We start from the raw sequence: 18,712 nt of genomic DNA on the forward strand, positions 1-18,712 counted from the left end.
AAATCACGTCCAGTCCCCATAGCCCACGGGGAGAAGGTAGACTGATGAACTTCTCCCCGTGGCCTGTGGTTAAACCTGAACAAAAGACTCCATCGCCAGAGTGGTTACCCCACGCACCAGGGCCAGGGTTTCATTCGCCGTCGCCAATAACAGATCACTGCCCTGGACGATTTGAGTTAGCTGTCCCAGACTCAACCCGTTGGCTAGACCAATCAGATCCACACCAACTTCAAAATCAACGATGGTGTCTGTGCCTTCGCCAATGGCCAGCACAAACGTATCGATACCGCTGCCACCGGAGTTGTTATCTCCTGTGAGAGTGTCATTCCCTAAACCACCCCGCAGCAAATCGTCCCCAGCATCCCCCCAAATCTGATCGTCACCCCCATCCCCAAAGAGGCGGTCATTGCCCGACTTACCACCGATGCGGTCGTTGCCACCTCCGCCGTAAATCAGGTCGTCACCCCCCGCTTCACCGGTTTGGGCATGGCGGGAGTTGCGATCGCCCCGGAGAACGTCATCACCGTCACCGCCGAGAATTACATCATCACCCAGGGCTCCCGCCAGCAGGTCGTTACCATCAAAACCGGCCAGCTTACTACCCTCGTCGCCATTCACCAACGTGTCATCGGCATCAGTGCCCCCTAGAATCTCTCCCTGGGGATTCACCACAAACTGACTGAGAATCACCGGCTCCTGGTTAATAATGGCTGCCGGATCAGCCAGCAGTGCCTCCTCGGTATAGCCATCAATCCCCCAGGTGGTTACGGTGAGGGCCTGGGTTACGGGGTCAATTTCAAACTCACTCCAGGTGGAGCTGTGGCCCACGTAGTAATCACCCTGCAACAGGGTGGCATCAATCAAGCCCTCGGCCTGGGCCAAGTTGTCGTCTAAGCCAATGGGGTCATAGCCCAACGGTGCCAGCAGGGAATTATTAATGGCTGCTTTGACAAAGTCATCCTTGTCATTGGCCACATCATCCCCATCCGGTGCAATGGGCAGACTGTCGTAAAACGCCCGCAATGCAGGATCCCCAGCCGTAAACACTTCACCCAAGAAGCGGCCTGTCGGATCTTCGTAGGCCACAGCCCCGGTGGTAATCTCAAACGCCCCCGTGGCAATGTGCTCACCAAACGGCACTTCCTGATAGGTAATATTGTTAACCGCTGTCATGTGCACATCCGCCGCCACAAACACCACGTTATCGATGTTGTTACCCTCGATAAACTTCAGGATTTCCGTACGCTCGGCGTTGTAGCCATCCCAGGCATCAGTATTGATCCCAGGAAAGAGATTTTGGAACGGCTCCGGCACCATGATGAACTTCCAGGTCACTCCAGCAGCCTCAGCGTCTAAAAGATCTGCCTTGAGGTCATCCAGCTGTACCTGACCCATGAGGGTACGACCGGGGGTAAATGTAGCCGCAAGGGTAGCCGCTACCTGGCTGGGATCAAAGGGATTTACCGGGGTGGGAATGGCCGTATCTCGAAAAGAACGAGTGTCCAACACAAAGGTGGCCGCATCGCTACCAAAGGTGTTGTAGCGGTAGAGCTTCCGCTCATCCTCTGTAACCGCATCGCCGGTCTTACCGTAGAACTCATCCCGAATGGGATTGTACTCTTGGAAAGCCTGTAAACCGTTCTCATAGAGAGAACTATCATTAATCAGCGCGTTGGGATCATCCCCAGGAAACGCCTCCAGAAAACGTTCATCAGTGCCCAAGGGCTGACCGCCAGCAAAGTCATTGGTGACTTCGTGATCGTCAATAGTGGCGTAGAACGATGTGGAAGCCCGCGCCTCAGCCCACACATTTTGACCAAAGCGCTGACTGTAAACCTCATTATGCTTAGCCCGGTACTCATCGATGGTTACCGCCTGATCCTTAGGCGTCCCGTCAGGATTGAGCACCGCAGGGGAATCATCATCCGCATAGATGGTGTCACCATGGGCCAAGAAGAAATCAAGCTGCTTGGCCGCCACATTACTAATGGCGGGATAGGGGGCAATCTCACCGCGCCAGTCGCCCGTCACCCCAAAGCGCAGACCGGTTTGTTCCCCAGCGGTAGCCGCCGTCTTAAATCGACCCACTTCACTATCCCCAGCAGCATCCGTCACCCGATAGAAGTATTCAGTAGCAGAATCTAGACCTGCCACATCCACTTTCACCGGCTGGTTGATGTCGGTCACCGTGGCCATGGTGGTGCCAACAACATCGCTAAAGTCTGCGCTGGTGGAGTATTCAAAAATCACCTCACCGGGAAAGGTGCTGCGTGCCCACAGAACGACAGAATTGTCCGTCACATCACCGCTGGCAACACCGTTCACCAGGGAATGAACGCCAGGATTGCGAGGATCGTAGCCTTTGGGGTCAATATCTAGGGGATTCTCAAAGGCACCAGCCACCGACTCCCAGGGAACAAACTTAAAGTTAGTGCTGTTGTTTTCTAGCTCCTCGTCATTCTCTGCCACATTCTGAGGATCGTTAGCCCCATCTTGCAGCACCAGTAGGCCATTAGGAAAGGTAGACCCCAAAGCCACGTTGATCACATCGAGACCGTCGCTCTCGTTGACCTGGTCAATGCCTCCATGGTTATTAATACCAGCGCCAACCACAAAACTACCCAGGTACTCGTTCGTGCCCTCACGGCTAAACAGGGCATAGGAAGAATCCCCCTGGCTGTTAGCAATCAGATAGCCGCTGCCATCGGCACCGTAGTAGATACTGAGGCCCTCAATGTCGGGCTCCAGGTAATCGGCACCCACCGGCTGCACCACCTGGAAGCTGTCGCCACCGTTAGGCTCCGCCGAGAATTTCAGAATGCCGACTTCATTTTCCAGGGCCACATATAAAAAGCCCAGCTCCTGGTCCACCACAATGCCCTCGGACTGAGAATCCACTGGGTCACCCGTGGGCACGGGCAGGTTTAGGACTCGCACCACCTGGGCGCTGACCTGACTATTGTCGTCCACTAGCTCTAGCTGAGCCACTTGATTGCCATCGGCCTGAGTGACAAAGGCATAGGAGGTGCCAGATACCGGACTGGTGTAGGTAGCCAGTCCGTAGGCCGTGGCTTCCCCATCATCCACACCGAAAATGGTTTCTAAAATGCCGTCAGCGGTGACATCCTCTAGCTGCTGGGTGTCTGGGTTGACCTTGAAAATGGCGAGGGTGTCGTTGTTGCGATCGCTAACCACCGCCAGATCAACGCTTTCCCCACCCAGGTCAAAACCGTAGATCAGATCCACATTGTTATAGCGGATATCCCCAAACTCATCAGGGGCAACGGTTTGCACCACATTGCCCTGGAGGTCAAACACGGCAAGGCCACCGTCCTTGAGGGTGGCAATGACCAGACTCTCATCCCCGTTGTCAGGGTTCACCCAAATCGCCGGATCGTCAGAATCACCCAGCAGGGGTGTGGTGGCATCCGCATCGTCTTGGGTCAGGGGAGTTTCCACCACTGGCAGCGCCGCAGGCGTCGTCTCAAAGTCCAGCCCAAAAGCTAGGAATTGGGTGAACTGACCATCGGGGTTGAAATTATTATCACTAGCAATAATCAACGACTGACGACCGTCCGCCAGCTTGGGACCAAAGGCCAAAGCCTCTAAGTTATCAGGGGCAATGCCCAGATCCCTTTCAATATCGAGAATCTCCCGCTTAGTAACGGCAGGATCAATCTCAAAGGGACCAGGGGGGATAATCTCACCGTCATCCTCCAGGGCCTCCTCCCGGAAGAGGTCATCGGTATTGAGGACATCCAGGGCTCCCTGGGTCTGGATCTCAAACAACTTAACCGTATTGCCCTGGCCCACGGAAAAGCCACGCTCCAGAGCTAGTAATGTGCCGTTGTTATCCACCGCCAGCAGTTCCACCAGGCCATTAGTGCTAAAGTCACCGGCAGGGATGGGCTCTTCAGGCACCGCCTCAACCTCATACACATAGGATGCCACCAGCTCCCCGGTGGTCAGGTCGTACTTGAGAATGCGGGATAGGCTACCCTCCTCCAGACTGGCACCCGGACCATCTTGGAACAGAGCATTCTCAGTAGCCGTGTAGAGAAAACGCTGGTCCGGAGTAATGGTGAGACTCTCAAATGCCAGGTTGTTGCGAATACCACTGGAGCGATCCACCGTGGGCAAATAAATCTCAGGAATAGGCAGAGCCTGAATAAACTCGGCCGATAGGGAGATTTCACGGATGAAGGGATCAATCAGGGCGTTGGCATCCCCTTCAGAGGAGACATATAGCGTGCCGCGACTGGTAAGGGCAATTCCCTCTGGATCTAGACTACCATTCTCAAATGGTTCACCATCGGTATCTAGCAGCTGGGTAACATCCGAAAATGTGACATCGCCATCGTCTAAACTGCCATCGCTGAGGTCAATGCCAAGGGTATAGAAGCGTGCATCTGGGCTGCGGTCGTCAGCCAGAGCATAGTAGACATCACGGGTTGTATCATAGGTCAGACCCGATAGGCCACCCACCTCAGTGCCAGAGAACTCAAATCCAGTGGGAAATTGAACTTCACCCAGGAATTCAACACTTTCCACGGACTGACGAGCTTGGCTAGCACCGAAGGGCACAACCTCAACATCGGCATACACCAAGCGATGGTCTGAGCTGACTGGCGGGAACCCAGCCCCTGTAAGTTCAAAGCCAGTTTCACCCTCGGCAGGCCAAAAAACGCCCGCATCAGCTATATCCAGGTTGGCCGAGGGCAGCACATAGTCCACCCGCAGATTGCCAGGACCACCAAACTCAGCCTCACCAAAGTCAGCCGTATCGTAGGCAGAATCGCCCAGGTGCTCTAGATTGTTAGAATTCTGTCGCTCCGCTGCATCGGGACCACCGGTACTGCCAGGGGTAGCCGACACATTGACCAGGGGATTATCCAACAGCTGCAGAATAGCGTTGCCAGTACTGTCGCCATCATAGGGATCCGCATTTTGATCCCCCATGATCACAAAGCGTTCGCCTGTTCCTAGGCCCCCTGTTGTTCCCTGGTCATCATATATATAGTCACCCTCACCGGGAGTAACATAGTCACTCCAAAACCGAATCTCATCATGGTTGCGAGTCCCGTTGCGATCCTCTTCTCCATCAAAGACTGGTGGAGTAGGGTGGCTCACCAACACATGCACTGTTTCACCATTCACCTGGATTGGTACATCCCAATGACTCTTCGAAGAAAGTCGGAAGATTTCTAGCTCCTCAGCAGAGTAGAAATCTTGGGGGTCAGACGTGCTGGGATCATCTGGCAGCAATGCTCCCGGCATATCTCGCCACAAGAAGTTCTGAAAGGTGCGAACGTTCTCACTATTGATGGGATGCTTTGACAGCAGCACCATGCCAAACTGCCCTGGGAAAAAACCAAAGCCAAAGGCATCACCAGGACCATCCACTGCACCATTATTATCAAAATCAGCCCCAGATGGAATACCTGTATTTGAAGGAGCAAGATAGACATAAGGATACTCAACCGGAGTATCACCATTTTCTAAATAGTTCGACTTGAACAGTTCAATAGCTTCGCCACTGGCATCATAATCAAATTCGTTGATCAGTAATACGTCAGGATTAACTTGTTGAATGATGGTAGCGACAGATTGAGCCTGGGCATTATCCGGAGTGGAAAGATCGGCTATTAGTTCTCCTAAATTGCTGCGATTGAGAGAGGCATTAAACGTAGCGAATCGAATGGGGACAGGAGTTGTCATAACAAATAAGCAGCCTGGGGTGAGACCGCGGGCAGAACGATGAGGATAGGTTTTTGGACTTTATGATGCCCAGGTTAAAACCAGTCGATTCTTCTACAGAAAAAGAACAGTTTTGAACGTGGGCGTGATTAAACACACAGCTCCATAAAGCTGGATCCCCCGAGCAATAGTTAAGTCTTAGGGTTCAAAGAAGGCTGGGTTAAGAAGAGATTAACTCAACATTCCCTGTCCCCTTTAATATGAAACCATTTTACTATTGTCCAAAGAAAACAATAGTGAGCCTAGGTAAAGGTAGGGTTATGGAAACATTATCGTCCTGGAAAACAATTTAAACGCCATAAAAAAACAACCGCCCTCTTGCTGTTGAAGGCGGCTGTTTTATAATTGGTTTTATAGTTGATTGTTGTGAACGAGGGACGTAAGCTACGCTTTTCTGTCACTCAGTGCATTACTCAATCTGAATAAAATCATGATCAATGGCCCGTGCCGTTCTTTCCGGTGGAGCAGGCTCATCTTGAAGCGACTGGATAGCCGTATAACCTAAGGGAAATGCCACCAGTATACACATCACCCCCGTCCCCACTAGGGACAAATGCCTAACGGCATGGGAAGCCCGTAGGGCGTCGAGATATTTCCCCTGACGATAAAACCAGTGGACTTGACTGGCATAGAGTAGGGCCGTCACCCCTACGGGGGGAAAGGTAACGAGGGCGGCTAATGCGGTGGGCCAATGGCTGGGGGGACAGGGTTGATCTTTATATAAATCGTAGGTTTTTTCCCACTCCGGGCCACGTACATTGCCCACATAACCCATCAGCCTAAACTGGGTGCATTCTGCCAGTTCTAAGGGTAACAGCAAGTCACGAAGGCGATTGGGTAGGGTGAAATAACTCACCCCCTCACCCACCTGACGATGGAGGGAAATTTCTAAGGTTTTTCCCCGTTGTTTCACCCCCACCTGCATCGGCTGTAAAGCGGTTTGCAATAACTCTTGGACAGGGGTTAGAGCGTTTGGCTGCAGGGATGACGGCACCAACTCACCGAGGGAGGCATCATTCAGCACTGCCAGTTGCCAATCCGCCCTGGCCCCTGCGATGTCTCCCAGCTGCTGGCGCACATGCCCCCGCTTTAAATAAGCTTCAGCCCGATTAGGGTTGATCTCTAGCACCTGATTAAAACTGGCTAGAGCGGCTGGGAAATCTCCAGTTTCACTTTGGGCCAGGCCCAACTGGTAGTGGGCATCGCCATAGTTGGGATGCGCGGCAATGGCCCGTTGCCAATCGTTGAGGGCATCGGTCCTACTGCCTTGGGCCAGGGACAGTTGGCCCCGCTGGTAATAAGCAATGGCTGGATTCTCCGCACAGTCAATGGCGGCGATAAAGTCCTGACGCGCCTGATTGAGCTGCCCCAAGGCTTGATGGCTCAGGCCACGGCTAATATAAACCGACGCCACATCAGGATGATCTGCTATTGCTTTAGATAGAGTTGCGATCGCACTCTGATGATTTCCCTGACGTGCCAAGGTACACCCACGCCGATGGATCAAGCGTGCTTTTTGCCCTGTGTACCAACTTTGCATATCCATAAATATATAAACCCTTTATATTCCGTCGTTATTACCGACCCGCTACCAGCAGATTAACCATCCCAGCTGAAAATAAAATCAGGGTGATAACTGAAGCTTAGGCATTAAATTAGTATCTTGATCCGTATTTACTGTTACCGAACAAATCACTTTGGTTCATGGCAGTTAGCAAATGCTTCACATCAATTTTGCTAATTTCCTAACAAAATGCCCAGCCGGAAAAGATATTTTCTGAAGTAAATCCATCTATGCCATTACTCCTAGCGCTCTACGCCAATTGGCGTAGGGATATGTTCTAGCTAGGCTGGGCTATGAAATCAAGATGAAGGTCACCTTGATCTTAAAGACATTTCGATGAAACCTATGTGATTGCACGCGATCGTCTGAGGAGTCCCCTAGAAGGCTATGTTACGTTCAGTGAGAACACCTACACATTGGGGCGATGGCCGTTCTTTCCCTAAAAACTGAATTAGATGTTGCCCAGATATTGCTCGATAAGGGATGGATTCCCGAGGAAATCAACGGCATACTAGTTTTTCCTCTTCCCAGGGCTGCCTTTCATCATTTAGGTAGCGAAAATTGCCAGTCCGCCGATGATGATGTAATAAAGGCTACATCCATCACCCCCACCACCATTTACCGAGCTAGACAGCTATTAGAATCCGCCGGTTGGCTAGATAGAGAACTCGACTCCCTACTGAAATCCTACCTATATGGGGATGATGCTTGGGCGAATCAAACGATTCACTCCCCTGCCATTCAACGGCAACCCAAGCTTAGTCCCTACTTCCGGCTCTATCATTGGCCAGCCAGCCAGTTCCCATGGCCAGACCGCTCCCTAGGGGCCTATCGACGCGCCATGGCCCTCAAGCGCCTGGTCAGTTTAACCCTGGTCATTATCCTGGTTTCAGTTGTTGTTCTGCTGTTGGGATAACCCCAAGGATTTGCTCGGAATCGGTTTATGTAGCATGGTCTGGCAACAGGTTTGCCTAGGTCTGCCCAAACCGATCTGTGGCCTCGATTAAAGCACTTAAAATCCCTGGTTCTGTGGCCGAATGTCCCGCATTGGGAACAATGACCAACTCCGCCTCGGGCCAGGCGCGGTGTAGTTCCCACGCTGAAGTCATGGGGCATACTACATCGTAACGTCCCTGGACAATCACCGCTGGAATGTGGCGAATGACCGATACATTTTCCAGTAACTGATTGGGGGAGGAGAAAAAGCCCCCATGGGTAAAGTAGTGGCATTCAATCCGAGCAAAGGCATCGGCAAATTCATCGTTACTAAAGCGCTCGATGGTTTGGGGATTTTGGATTAGATAGCTGGTGCTGGCTTCCCATCGGGCCCAGGCCTGAGCCGCCTGCTGGCGAACCGCCGGATCGGCACTGGTCAGCCGCTGGTAGTAAGCGGCCACCAAATCATGGCGCTCCGCTGCGGGAATGGGCGCTAAATATTGCTCCCAAGCATCGGGAAAAATATAGCTGGCTCCCTCTTGGTAAAACCAGCGAATTTCCTTCGGACGCAGCATAAAAATGCCCCGCAAAATTAACCCCACACAGTGGTGGGGGTAACGCTGGCCATAAGCCAAGGCCAGGGTGCTGCCCCAGCTGCCCCCAAATACAGTCCATTGCTCGATGGCCAGGTGCGATCGCAATCGCTCAATATCATCCACCAAATCCCAGGTGGTGTTGTCAGTTAGTTCGGCATGCGGCTTGCTTTGGCCACAGCCCCGCTGGTCAAACAGAACAATCCGCCAACGCTCTGGATCAAAAAACTGTCGATAGAAAGGGACAATACCGCCGCCAGGGCCACCATGTAAAAACACTACAGGTTTTCCCTGGGGGTTGCCCACCTCTTCAAAATGTAGCGTATGGAGAGGAGAAACTTGCAGCTGGCCTTGACGATAGGGTTGAATCGGTGGATAGGGTTGACGCATGAAGGCTATTAACGATTTGCCCAGTTATTTTTGTTCCACAATTATCCCATCTCACCACACCTAGGTCTCGAATCATCGAGTATTCTCCGGCATCCTCTTGCAACTACCCCGCTTTCTGGTCTTGGGGCTGCTCTAACGTTGAGCTTAGGGTTTGGATTGGCGTTGGTGTCCGTACCACGTACCAACGACCCGTTTCAGGATCGCGATAGGTTTGAAACGGCTGCTGTTTCAACGGTTTTGTACAGGCTTTAGGCATTGACTTTGCGATTTTCAAAATTCTCTATATCAATGAATTCAACAATTGTGGCCCAGTTTCCCGAAAAATTTGGGTGATCAATCCTTGGGCGCTATGTGATTTTTGTCACAAGAATTCAGGAAAACTTGGTGTCCTACCCGGCTTTTTTCCGTGGTTTTATCAGTGTGGGAGGTGTTACGCTACACGCTCTCACACCTACGTGTGATGATAGGGGTCATAGACCGAGCAGCAGGGAATTGCAATCGAAGGCATGACAGCTTTTGATCGGGGAGGGGGCAGCTTCATTCCTTTTTTGGAAAATTAACCTGAAATAGTTATAGAGCCTGGGGATGCGGTTTATCCCCCTGGGCTTTTTTAACTTTAAAGATAATAGCGAAAAATGTAGGGGGCTTAATATACTAAAGCAGTTTTTGATATCGGACAGTTTTGGCGCAATCTACCATGTCAGCAGCAGTATGGCCCGGCCGTTCCCACCCGCTGGGTGCCACCTGGGACGGACAGGGAACTAATTTTGCGATTTTCTCGGAAAATGCCACCGCCATGGAGCTGTGTCTGTTTGATCCGCAGGGTAACGAACGCAGAATTGCCCTGCCGGAGGTAACTAACCATGTGTGGCATGGTTATCTGCCGGATGTCGGTCCCGGACAGCACTACGGCTATCGGGCCTATGGTCCCTACAAACCCAAGGAAGGCAAACGGTTTAATGCCAACAAGCTACTGCTAGATCCCTATGCCCTAGCCATTAGCGGTGACATGAAATTTAGTCCCGCCATTTTTGGCTTTCCTATGGATCACTTTGCCGATGGCGATCGCGACTTGGAAAAGTCCGACCTGGATGACAAGGACTTTGTGCCTAAGGGCGTGGTGGTGGATAAAAACTTTGACTGGGGCCATGACCGGCATCCCGACACCCCCTGGCATGAAACCATTATCTACGAAGTGCATGTCAAGGGATTTACCCGCAAGCACCCCGAAATTCCCTCCAAATTGCAGGGCACCTACTCGGGGTTGGGCCATCCCGCTGCCATCGAACACCTCAAGTCTTTGGGGATAACGGCTGTTGAGTTGCTGCCGGTCCACCATTACAATGCCTACCCCGGTCATCTGATTGGGGTGGGTCTGCACAATTATTGGGGGTACGACTCCCTGAACTACTTTGCTCCCTTTGCTGGCTACAGCTCTGCTGAGGATCCGGGGGAGCAGGTGAAAGAATTTAAGGCCATGGTCAAGGCCCTCCATGAGGCCGACATTGAGGTCATCCTCGATGTGGTGTACAACCACACGGGGGAGGGGAATCACTTTGGCCCCACCCTTTCCCTGCGGGGGATCGATAACGAAGCCTACTACCGGCTAGTGAAACTCAATCCACGCTACTACATGGACTTTACCGGCTGTGGTAATTCCCTCAATGTGCGCCATCCCCAGGTACTTAAGCTGATTATGGACAGCTTGCGCTACTGGGTCGAGGAGATGCATGTGGATGGGTTCCGGTTTGATCTGGCGTCGGCGTTGGCCCGCGAACTGTACGAAGTGGATAGTCTCGCCGCCTTTTTTAATATCATTCACCAGGACCCGGTGCTGTCTACGACGAAACTGATTGCGGAGCCTTGGGACCTAGGGGAAGGGGGGTATCAGGTGGGTAACTTCCCCTTACTGTGGTCCGAGTGGAATGGCAAGTATCGCGATACTATGCGCGATTTTTGGCGCGATCAGTATTGCCGTCTCGGTGAATTTGCCTTTCGGTTTACCGGTAGTTCTGACCTGTACCAAGCAAATGGCAAGCTGCCCCATGCCAGCATCAACTTTATCACCGCCCATGATGGCTTTACCCTGCGGGACATGGTGAGTTACAACGAGAAGCATAACGAAGCAAACGGTGAGGGCAATCGGGATGGGGAGAGCTATAACCGGTCTTGGAACTGTGGGGTGGAAGGGGAGACCACCCAGGAGGAGGTGTTGGCGTTGCGATCGCAACAGCAGCGTAACTTCCTAGCCACCCTATTCCTCTCCCAGGGGGTACCCATGATGCTTGGCGGCGATGAAATGGGCCATACCCATCACGGCAACAACAACACCTATTGCCAGGACAACGAACTGTCCTGGTTTGACTGGAATCTTCGCTACCGTAACCAAGAGCTACTCACCTTCACCCAACAGCTGATCAAATTTCGCAAACAACATCCCATTCTCTGCCGGTGTCGATGGTTCCTGGGTCGAGAGATTCATGGCTCTGGTGTCGTTGACATTGCCTGGTTCAACCCCGACGGCACCATCATCAGCGACGAAGACTGGCATGACGGTGGCTCCAAGGCCATCAGCATATTTCTCAACGGAGAAGAACTACTCAACACCAATAAACAGGGGCAGCGCATCATTGACGACAGCATATTACTGTTTTTCAACGCCTACCCCGAACTCCAGGAATATGCCATTCCCTCCTCGGTGCAACAAAAAGACTGGCAAGTAATCCTCGACACCCGATATCCCACTGGTTTTATTGAGGAGGGTCCCACCTATAACCATGGCCAAATGGTCCCCGTCGCCGCCCGTTCCCTAATGTTGTTGGTCTGTCCCCACTGTTTTGATACCAGTTCCGGTCCCGATGGGGCCACCTGCACATTGCCAAAGCAGGAATAATGTCCCACCACCCGGTGGGCTGCGCCCAGGCTCCATTTGTTTGCCTTGTCTCTGCTGATTTCCTCTACTTTCCCATGGCCAACAGTTACGACCAAATTTATGCCGTTGTCCGTCAAATCCCCCCAGGGAAAGTGGCTACCTACGGTCAGGTCGCCGAGCTAGCTGGTCTGATCGGCAAACCTCGGGTGGTGGGCTATGCGCTTTACAAGGTCTCACCGGAGGATGAAATTCCCTGGCAGCGGGTCATCAATGCTAAAGGAGAAATCTCCACCTCTGCCTTTCGCGACGGGTCAGACGACCTGCAGCGGGTGCTGTTAGAAGAGGAAGGGATTGAATTTGAAGGGAATAAGATTAACCTTAGCCAATATCGCTGGCAACCGGCGGCGGAGATGATAGAAACGATCGATTTTGGTCACTAGATCCGATCGACCGATCCGATCGACTTGTCCGTCCGCGAAAACCTAGAATAAAAATGAAATAGAGTCGGGCGACCGCTTGCCCCAAACGAGCGACTTTTTCAAGAACCTGTTTGCCACCAACGCCTTCAAGGATATGAATTGTCCTAACCTTCGTCTTTTTGCCTGCATCGTAGCCGACCGCCCCATGGACCAACGTATCAGTCGTCACACTCTAAACAGGTCAACCAGTTCGAATTGATCACGACTTAGGCTGCTGGTGTAGGCTTTAAGCATGGCTCACACGAGGCTAGAGGGATACGTAACTTTTAGCCTATACTGTGTGAGTTTTCTTACAACCTCAAAACCTTTTCATCCAACCTCTAAGGCAACGAATATTTTTTCTATTTTTCTATTTTTCTATTTTCTTCGATGTTACCTGTCAAAGTTCAATGTTACCCGTCAAAGGACGCTTAACGCATGGAATCGTTTTCAAATTGGTTAATCGAGAATCCTATCGTTTCATTTACGATTTTGTTACTGGCCAGCTTAATTGTACCGCCCCTGGCAGAGCGGTTACGATTGCCAGGACTGGTGGGCCTTTTGTTGGCGGGTACCTTATTAGGGCCCTCCGGTCTGCAACTGCTAAAGCCTGACACTGAAACCGTCAAACTGCTATCAGATATCGGCAAGGTATATCTGATGTTTGTCGCGGGCCTCGAAATTGATATGACAGCCTTTCGCCGAACCCGCAATCGATCGTTGACCTTTGGTATGACGACCTTTGCAGTTCCCCTGATCACCGGTACCATCCTGGGCCTACAGTTTGACATGGGATGGAATAGTTCCATCCTGATTGGGTCACTCCTGGCGTCTCACACATTGCTGGCCTATCCCCTGATCCAGCGCCTAGGGGTGGTTCGGAATGAAGGTGTCACGGTTACCGTTGGGGCTACCATTTTTACCGATATCGGGGCATTGCTGGTCTTAGCCATCTGCATTTCTATTCACCAAGGAGAATTTACCTGGTTTAGTTTACCGTTGCAATTACTGGCCCTGGCGATCTATTCAACGCTGGTTTTATGGGGTCTAGACCGCCTGGGCAAGGAGTATTTTCGGCGTACAGGGAACGATGAAGGGAACCAGTTTTTGTTTATTTTGCTGGCCTTATTTGTATCGTCAGTGGGTGCCCAGGTCATCCACATTGAAAATATTGTCGGAGCTTTTTTAGCCGGTCTTGCCGTCAATGATGTCCTCGGCAGAGGTGCCGTGAAGGAAAAAGTGGAATTTGTCGGTGGAGTATTGTTCATTCCCTTTTTCTTTATTGGCATGGGATTGTTGATCGACATTCCTACCTTTTTTCAAACCTTAGTTCAGAGCCCCTTGCTGGTCATGGCCATTGTCTCGGGGTTGATTCTCAGCAAATTTATAGCTGCTTGGTGCGTGAAGCTGATTTACCATTATTCCTGGCCAGAAACCCTGACCATGTGGTCCCTATCGCTTCCCCAGGTGGCTGCGACCCTGGCCGCAGCGTTGGTCGGTTACCAGGCGGGGTTACTCTCAGAAGCCGTCTTTAACAGTGTGATTGTGCTAATGCTGGTGACCTCAACCCTTGGCCCCGTGATCACCCGTCACTATGCTAGCCAACTGTCGACCCCGGATGATGATTTACCGTTATCTGCTTCCGAACCCTTGCTGCAGAGCCATCAAGAGGCCCTTGAAGAGACAATTTCGTCGGGCTTAAACATTCTTCTGCCTATTCGTAATCCGGTTACGGAGCCGGATCTTGTGGACATCGCGAGCCGGTTAGCCCAACAATATCAGGGCCAACTGTTACCCTTAGCCATCGCTCAACCCAGCCATTCTTTAAACGACCCTGAGTTTAATACAACCTTGGAACAGGCCCGCCAACGGTTAACCAAAGCTGTCGAAATGGGTAGGGAGTGGAAGGTTCCGATCCGACCCATCCTTCGGATCGACCGGGATATTGCCATGGGCATCTGCCACGCCAGTCAAGAACAGAATACTCAGATGATTCTCATGGGCTATGGCGATATGGTTACGTTCCAAGCTCGTTTGTTAGGGAGTGTGGTCGATCAAGTTTTGCGTAATAGCCCCTGTGCAGTGAGTGTAATGCAGCTGCGGTCTGCGCCTAAAGATATCCAACGGGTGATTGTGCCCCTCTGGATAATTCAACCGGATATACATTACCAACTTGAATTTGCGCAATATTTGGCGGCGGCCATTCAAGGGGCGGTGACCGTGCTCTATTTTTGTCCGGTCAGTGCTTCCGAGACAGAGCAGGACCACTATCGGCAGCAGATTAGTCAACGACTAGAGCCCTCACCCCATCTGTCCCATGGCCCATTACCAGACCTGAAAATCAAGGTTCTCCCCTACAAGGATGTCTCGGCGATCGTCCTGCGCATGACTCATCCGACAGATATCATTGTGCTCGATGGCAAAGCCTTAATTCCTGGCCGAGACTTACCCCTGGATCATTGGGGCACCACGATTTTGAAGAACGCCCAATGTTCCGTGGCACTCTTTTTATCGAAGCGACTCTTTCCGCTTGAAATATCTGCTTAAACCTGAGCTGAAGAATAGGAGGGTTGTTCAATATCAATCGGCGGGATTGGTCTCGGAAAAATCCTGGGGTGTGACGGTTTCGCTGGGGTTGGGGGCTTGGGCCGCTGCGGCCTCCGCCTGCCAAGTTTGGATGCGGCCCTGGGCACTGGAATAAGCCTCGGCTTGGGACGGAATTTGATCGGCGAGGCGAATGGCGGCAGCTAAACTACTGCGGGATTCGCTCTCCGCCAAACTCAGTAGGTCCCAGCTCCAGCGGTTAATTTGCTGGAGCGCGTTTTGATATTGGGAACTACTCGATGACACTTGATTGGCAGTACTAATGGCACTAGCTAAATCATTAGCGTTGCCCGACTGGGCCAGGTTATTGGCCTCTCGCAGCAGGATGCGATTTTGCTCTTGGTCGCGCCAGTTTGCTAGATCATTTTGGACTTCGCCATAGAGGGATCGACCGGGGGAAATGCGGGAGGCGGTTGCGATCGCACCCGCTAAATCCCCCGCTGCCGCCTGCTGTCGGGCTTGTTCCAACAGGGGTCGGTCCTCAATCGATTCAATCCGACTTTGCCATTGATCGATCCGGGTTTGGGCCGCATCGGCCAAGGCCCGACCAGAGGAAATTTGGCTCGCCTCCTGAATGGCCTGCCGCAGCGCCTGGGGGGTGCCCACCGCCGCCAGCTGATCGGCAATATCTAAAATGGGCTGATCTTCGCTGGTTTGCACCCGATTTTCCCACTGGCTAATTTGGGTAGACACCTCATCCCAACGGGGATTATCCCGATCCACCTGTTTGGCTTGCAAAATCGCCGCCCGCAGGTCATTCACATTGCCTGGAGCCGCAAGCTGACGCGCTTCATCTAGGACGGCTAGGGCTTTGATCTCAGTTCGCCATTGGCCGATCAATTTCTGCGCCCGATCATATAGGGGACGATCTCGCCCTATGCTTTGTAAGCGGTTGATGGCGCCGTCTAAACCCAAGGCATCACCGCTCCAAGCGCGCCGATAGGCTTCAGTAAATACCTGAAAATCAGCAATTTCCAGGTCCAACCCCTCATTTCTGGGGATGGCAGCTAAAATTTCCTCTGCCTGGGACAGTTGTTGTCGGGCTAGGGCTTCTTCCGCCACCTGCAACATGTCCTTGGCAATGGTTTTCTTCATGTCCTTGGCTTTGCCATAGAGCACACTTTCAGGTTTGATGGAGCCCAACAGCTTCAGAGCTTCTTTAAAGCTACTGATGGTTGCTCGCTCCATCAAACGGGTCACTTTACCCAGCTTGGCGCTATCTTCTCGGGCCAGGCCAATCAGCTTGGTCAGTTCGTCGTACTTAGTTTTAGACCAATAGTCATTACTCACATCCAGGAGCCGCACCGATAAACCAAAGGCATCTTTAAAGTTACCCTCCACCAGTTTCTCTTTGGCTTGGTCAAAGATTTCTGCCCCCTCTCCCCAAATTCTTTGCCAGCGGCGAACCTTACCTTCTACCTGGTCGGCAGCGGCGGTTTTGGCGGGAATTTTTCGGGCGGTTGCGATCGCAGTTTCCAGCTCACCCAAATGAAACTGCTCATCCGCCAGCTCTAAGATTTGATTGGCCCAGTCTTCCACCTTGGCGTCAATTTCAGCTCGCAGGGGATGGTCCTCGGGCAGCTTCTCAACCAGCTCAATCGCCTCTAACAAGAAGTCAACACTACCTTGAGCCGCATAAGATTCAGCACATTGTAGCCGGACGGCTGCCGATGCCGTGGGCCAAAAAATTGCCCGACAGTTGGGCAAATTAGGTATCCTAAATAGGCTCGTAACCGCAAAGGCCAAGGTCCCCGTCAGCAGAACTAACATCGTTAGCAATAAAAACTGCCAGCTACTGATCCAGCGAAAAAGCCCTAATCCCTTAAACCCCGATCCTGGCGTTGACGTATCCTCAACCGCTGGGACTGACACATCAGCTACATTGCCAGACGCCACACCGGCATAGGATGGAGCCGATGGAGTTGGCCTGCGCGGTGGTACACCCGGTTGCTGGGACCGACTACGGGGAACAGCAATAGACTTGTGACGAGGATCTCGTTTGGGACTCATATAACGTATCAGCCAGAGAAAAATTTGTGCTGAATATGGCGATACTTTAGCGTACTAATTGGTAATGCATACCTCTAATTCACTAAAGTGGCCCAATCATAACTGAAGGCATGGGCCAAGTCATGGGCCACATTATCCTGCCAATGGGCCATTTTGCCCTTCTATAGTTTTCCTTTATAGGTTTGTCCCGTCCCGAATCATATCAAGGTAGGGGGCTAGACACCACATCCCAGCTCAGGTCTTCCAACTCAGGTCTGCCAGCTCAGGACAACCCCAACGCCAGCACCTGAATCTTTTCCCCCGACCTCACCAGGGTTTCCCCCAGGGGTACCCTAGCCAATCCGTTAGTGCGACTGAGATTCACTAGGTTGCCAGAGCTGTGGCCACCGCTGGCTAAGGTAAATCGATCGCCCCTATCCCCCATCGATAGCTGTCCCCATAAATAGGTCTCCCGTCGCCCCTCAGCCCGAAGATCGCTGTCCGTTGTTGCCCAGACAAACCGGGGAAACCAGTCAGCATTTAGGCCCGAGAGCTTCCGCAGGGCGGGCTGCACAAACCGCCAAAAGCTCACCAGGGATGAAACCGGATTCCCCGGTAACCCAAAGTAAAGCTGGAGCTTCCCCCCCGGCTCAGCATCCCCAAATGTTGCCACCGTCAGGGGTTTGCCTGGCTTAACGGCCACCGAGCGAATGTGGATCGTGGCCCCCAGTTCCGCCAGGATCTGATCCACATAGTCATAGTCCCCCACCGACACCCCGCCGGAGGAAATTACCATGTCCGCCTGGGTCAGGGCCTCGGCAATGGCCTGCCGCGTCGCGGCCCGTTGGTCCGGCACAATGCCCAAGGGCACGGGCACCGCCCCCGTCTGGGCCACTAGGGCCGCTAGGGCATAGCGATTGGAATCCACAATCTGACCAGGCCCCAGGGGCTGATTCACCTCCACCAGTTCATTCCCCGTCGATAAAATCGCCACCCGAGGCCGTCGATACACCGGCACCGGCACACATTGGGCCGCCGCCAGCACCGCTATTTCCGCCGCGCCAATCTTGACTCCAGCACCCAGCAGTTCCGCCCCGGCCTGATAAAAACTTCCCTGCTGACGCACAAACTCCTGGGCCATGGGAGCGGTCAACACCGTCACCTGTTCCCCCTGCCTCTGGGTATTTTCCTGCATCACAATGGTATCGGCCCCCGCAGGCAGGATCCCCCCAGTAAAAATGCGCGCCGCTTCCCCCGGCTGAACCCGACGCTGGGGCACCTGTCCCGCCGGAATTTCCTCCACAACGGTGAGTTGGGTTGGCACGGTCGCCACATCCCTATACCGCACCGCATAGCCATCCATGGCCGAATTATCCCAATGGGGAAAATCCAGCTGGCTGCTGACCGTCTGCCCCAGCACCCGCCCCAGACTATCCTCCACCGCCACCTGCTCCAAATCCGCAATGGGGGTGACCAGGTCCAAAATCAATTTTTCCGCATCGTTGGCAGGCACCATAGGCTTCGATAGATTCAGAGTTAGATTTAATTC

General features: G+C 52.6%; 10 protein-coding genes. 4 read left to right on the plus strand and 6 right to left on the minus strand.

Annotation, left to right across the window (positions count from 1 at the left end; genetic code table 11):
• Nucleotides 1–69: 69 nt before the first annotated feature.
• Both VB741_RS02635 and VB741_RS02640 read right to left on the minus strand, forming a co-directional pair.
• Nucleotides 70–5,718 (minus strand): phytase, encoded by a 5,649-nt coding sequence (locus VB741_RS02635; protein ID WP_323363589.1) that lies wholly within the window; start codon nucleotides 5,716–5,718, stop codon nucleotides 70–72.
• Nucleotides 5,719–6,166: 448 nt separating this feature from the next.
• Nucleotides 6,167–7,303 (minus strand): tetratricopeptide repeat protein, encoded by a 1,137-nt coding sequence (locus VB741_RS02640; protein WP_323363590.1) that lies wholly within the window; start codon nucleotides 7,301–7,303, stop codon nucleotides 6,167–6,169.
• A gap of 442 nt (nucleotides 7,304–7,745) precedes the next feature.
• On the opposite strand from VB741_RS02640, the gene VB741_RS02645 reads away from it, so the two are divergent.
• The gene (locus VB741_RS02645) at nucleotides 7,746–8,237 is read left to right on the plus strand and encodes a hypothetical protein (RefSeq protein WP_323363591.1); all 492 of its coding nucleotides are present in this window, start codon (nucleotides 7,746–7,748) and stop codon (nucleotides 8,235–8,237) included.
• 55 nt (nucleotides 8,238–8,292) lie between these two features.
• On the opposite strand, the gene pip is transcribed toward VB741_RS02645, so the two are convergent.
• Together pip and VB741_RS02655 are read right to left on the minus strand one after the other, a co-directional pair.
• A complete protein-coding gene (gene pip / locus VB741_RS02650; protein ID WP_323363592.1) occupies nucleotides 8,293–9,240 on the minus strand; it encodes a prolyl aminopeptidase in 948 nt (315 codons plus the stop codon).
• A 103-nt stretch (nucleotides 9,241–9,343) separates the two neighbouring features.
• Entirely contained in the window at nucleotides 9,344–9,496 is a 153-nt protein-coding gene (locus tag VB741_RS02655; protein ID WP_323363593.1) for a hypothetical protein, read from the minus strand.
• A gap of 441 nt (nucleotides 9,497–9,937) precedes the next feature.
• On the opposite strand from VB741_RS02655, the gene glgX reads away from it, so the two are divergent.
• The 3 genes from glgX (at nucleotide 9,938) to VB741_RS02670 (ending at nucleotide 15,117) form a co-directional block, all read left to right on the plus strand.
• Entirely contained in the window at nucleotides 9,938–12,133 is a 2,196-nt protein-coding gene (gene glgX / locus VB741_RS02660; protein ID WP_323363594.1) for a glycogen debranching protein GlgX, read from the plus strand.
• 74 nt (nucleotides 12,134–12,207) lie between these two features.
• Nucleotides 12,208–12,552 carry an MGMT family protein gene (locus tag VB741_RS02665; protein ID WP_442786275.1) on the plus strand — a complete coding sequence of 115 codons (345 nt, stop codon included), beginning with the start codon at nucleotides 12,208–12,210 and terminating at the stop codon, nucleotides 12,550–12,552.
• Between the two features lie 456 nt (nucleotides 12,553–13,008).
• Nucleotides 13,009–15,117, plus strand: a complete 2,109-nt coding sequence (locus tag VB741_RS02670; protein WP_323363596.1) for a cation:proton antiporter — start codon at nucleotides 13,009–13,011, stop codon at nucleotides 15,115–15,117.
• Between the two features lie 33 nt (nucleotides 15,118–15,150).
• Here the strand turns inward: VB741_RS02670 and VB741_RS02675 are convergent, their stop codons facing one another.
• Both VB741_RS02675 and VB741_RS02680 read right to left on the minus strand, forming a co-directional pair.
• Nucleotides 15,151–17,184: a hypothetical protein gene (locus tag VB741_RS02675; protein WP_323363597.1), complete on the minus strand. Its 2,034-nt coding sequence runs from the start codon at nucleotides 17,182–17,184 to the stop codon at nucleotides 15,151–15,153.
• 262 nt (nucleotides 17,185–17,446) lie between these two features.
• Entirely contained in the window at nucleotides 17,447–18,679 is a 1,233-nt protein-coding gene (locus tag VB741_RS02680) for a molybdopterin molybdotransferase MoeA (RefSeq protein WP_323363598.1), read from the minus strand.
• Between the last annotated feature and the right edge of the window lie 33 nt (nucleotides 18,680–18,712).

This window comes from Leptothoe sp. PORK10 BA2, assembly GCF_034932105.1.
In the GTDB taxonomy this organism is placed as follows: Bacteria; Cyanobacteriota; Cyanobacteriia; order Phormidesmidales; family Phormidesmidaceae; genus Leptothoe.

What these genes read in the sequence shown, in the direction of transcription:
- VB741_RS02675 (WP_323363597.1), bottom strand. Translation starts at nt 17,184, where the DNA reads ATGAGTCCCAAACGAGATCCTCGTCACAAGTCTATTGCTGTTCCCCGT.
- VB741_RS02680 (WP_323363598.1), bottom strand. Translation starts at nt 18,679, where the DNA reads ATGGTGCCTGCCAACGATGCGGAAAAATTGATTTTGGACCTGGTCACC.
- VB741_RS02655 (WP_323363593.1), bottom strand. Translation starts at nt 9,496, where the DNA reads ATGCCTAAAGCCTGTACAAAACCGTTGAAACAGCAGCCGTTTCAAACC.
- pip (WP_323363592.1), bottom strand. Translation starts at nt 9,240, where the DNA reads ATGCGTCAACCCTATCCACCGATTCAACCCTATCGTCAAGGCCAGCTG.
- VB741_RS02640 (WP_323363590.1), bottom strand. Translation starts at nt 7,303, where the DNA reads ATGGATATGCAAAGTTGGTACACAGGGCAAAAAGCACGCTTGATCCAT.
- VB741_RS02645 (WP_323363591.1), top strand. Translation starts at nt 7,746, where the DNA reads ATGGCCGTTCTTTCCCTAAAAACTGAATTAGATGTTGCCCAGATATTG.
- VB741_RS02670 (WP_323363596.1), top strand. Translation starts at nt 13,009, where the DNA reads ATGGAATCGTTTTCAAATTGGTTAATCGAGAATCCTATCGTTTCATTT.
- VB741_RS02635 (WP_323363589.1), bottom strand. Translation starts at nt 5,718, where the DNA reads ATGACAACTCCTGTCCCCATTCGATTCGCTACGTTTAATGCCTCTCTC.
- VB741_RS02665 (WP_442786275.1), top strand. Translation starts at nt 12,208, where the DNA reads ATGGCCAACAGTTACGACCAAATTTATGCCGTTGTCCGTCAAATCCCC.
- glgX (WP_323363594.1), top strand. Translation starts at nt 9,938, where the DNA reads ATGTCAGCAGCAGTATGGCCCGGCCGTTCCCACCCGCTGGGTGCCACC.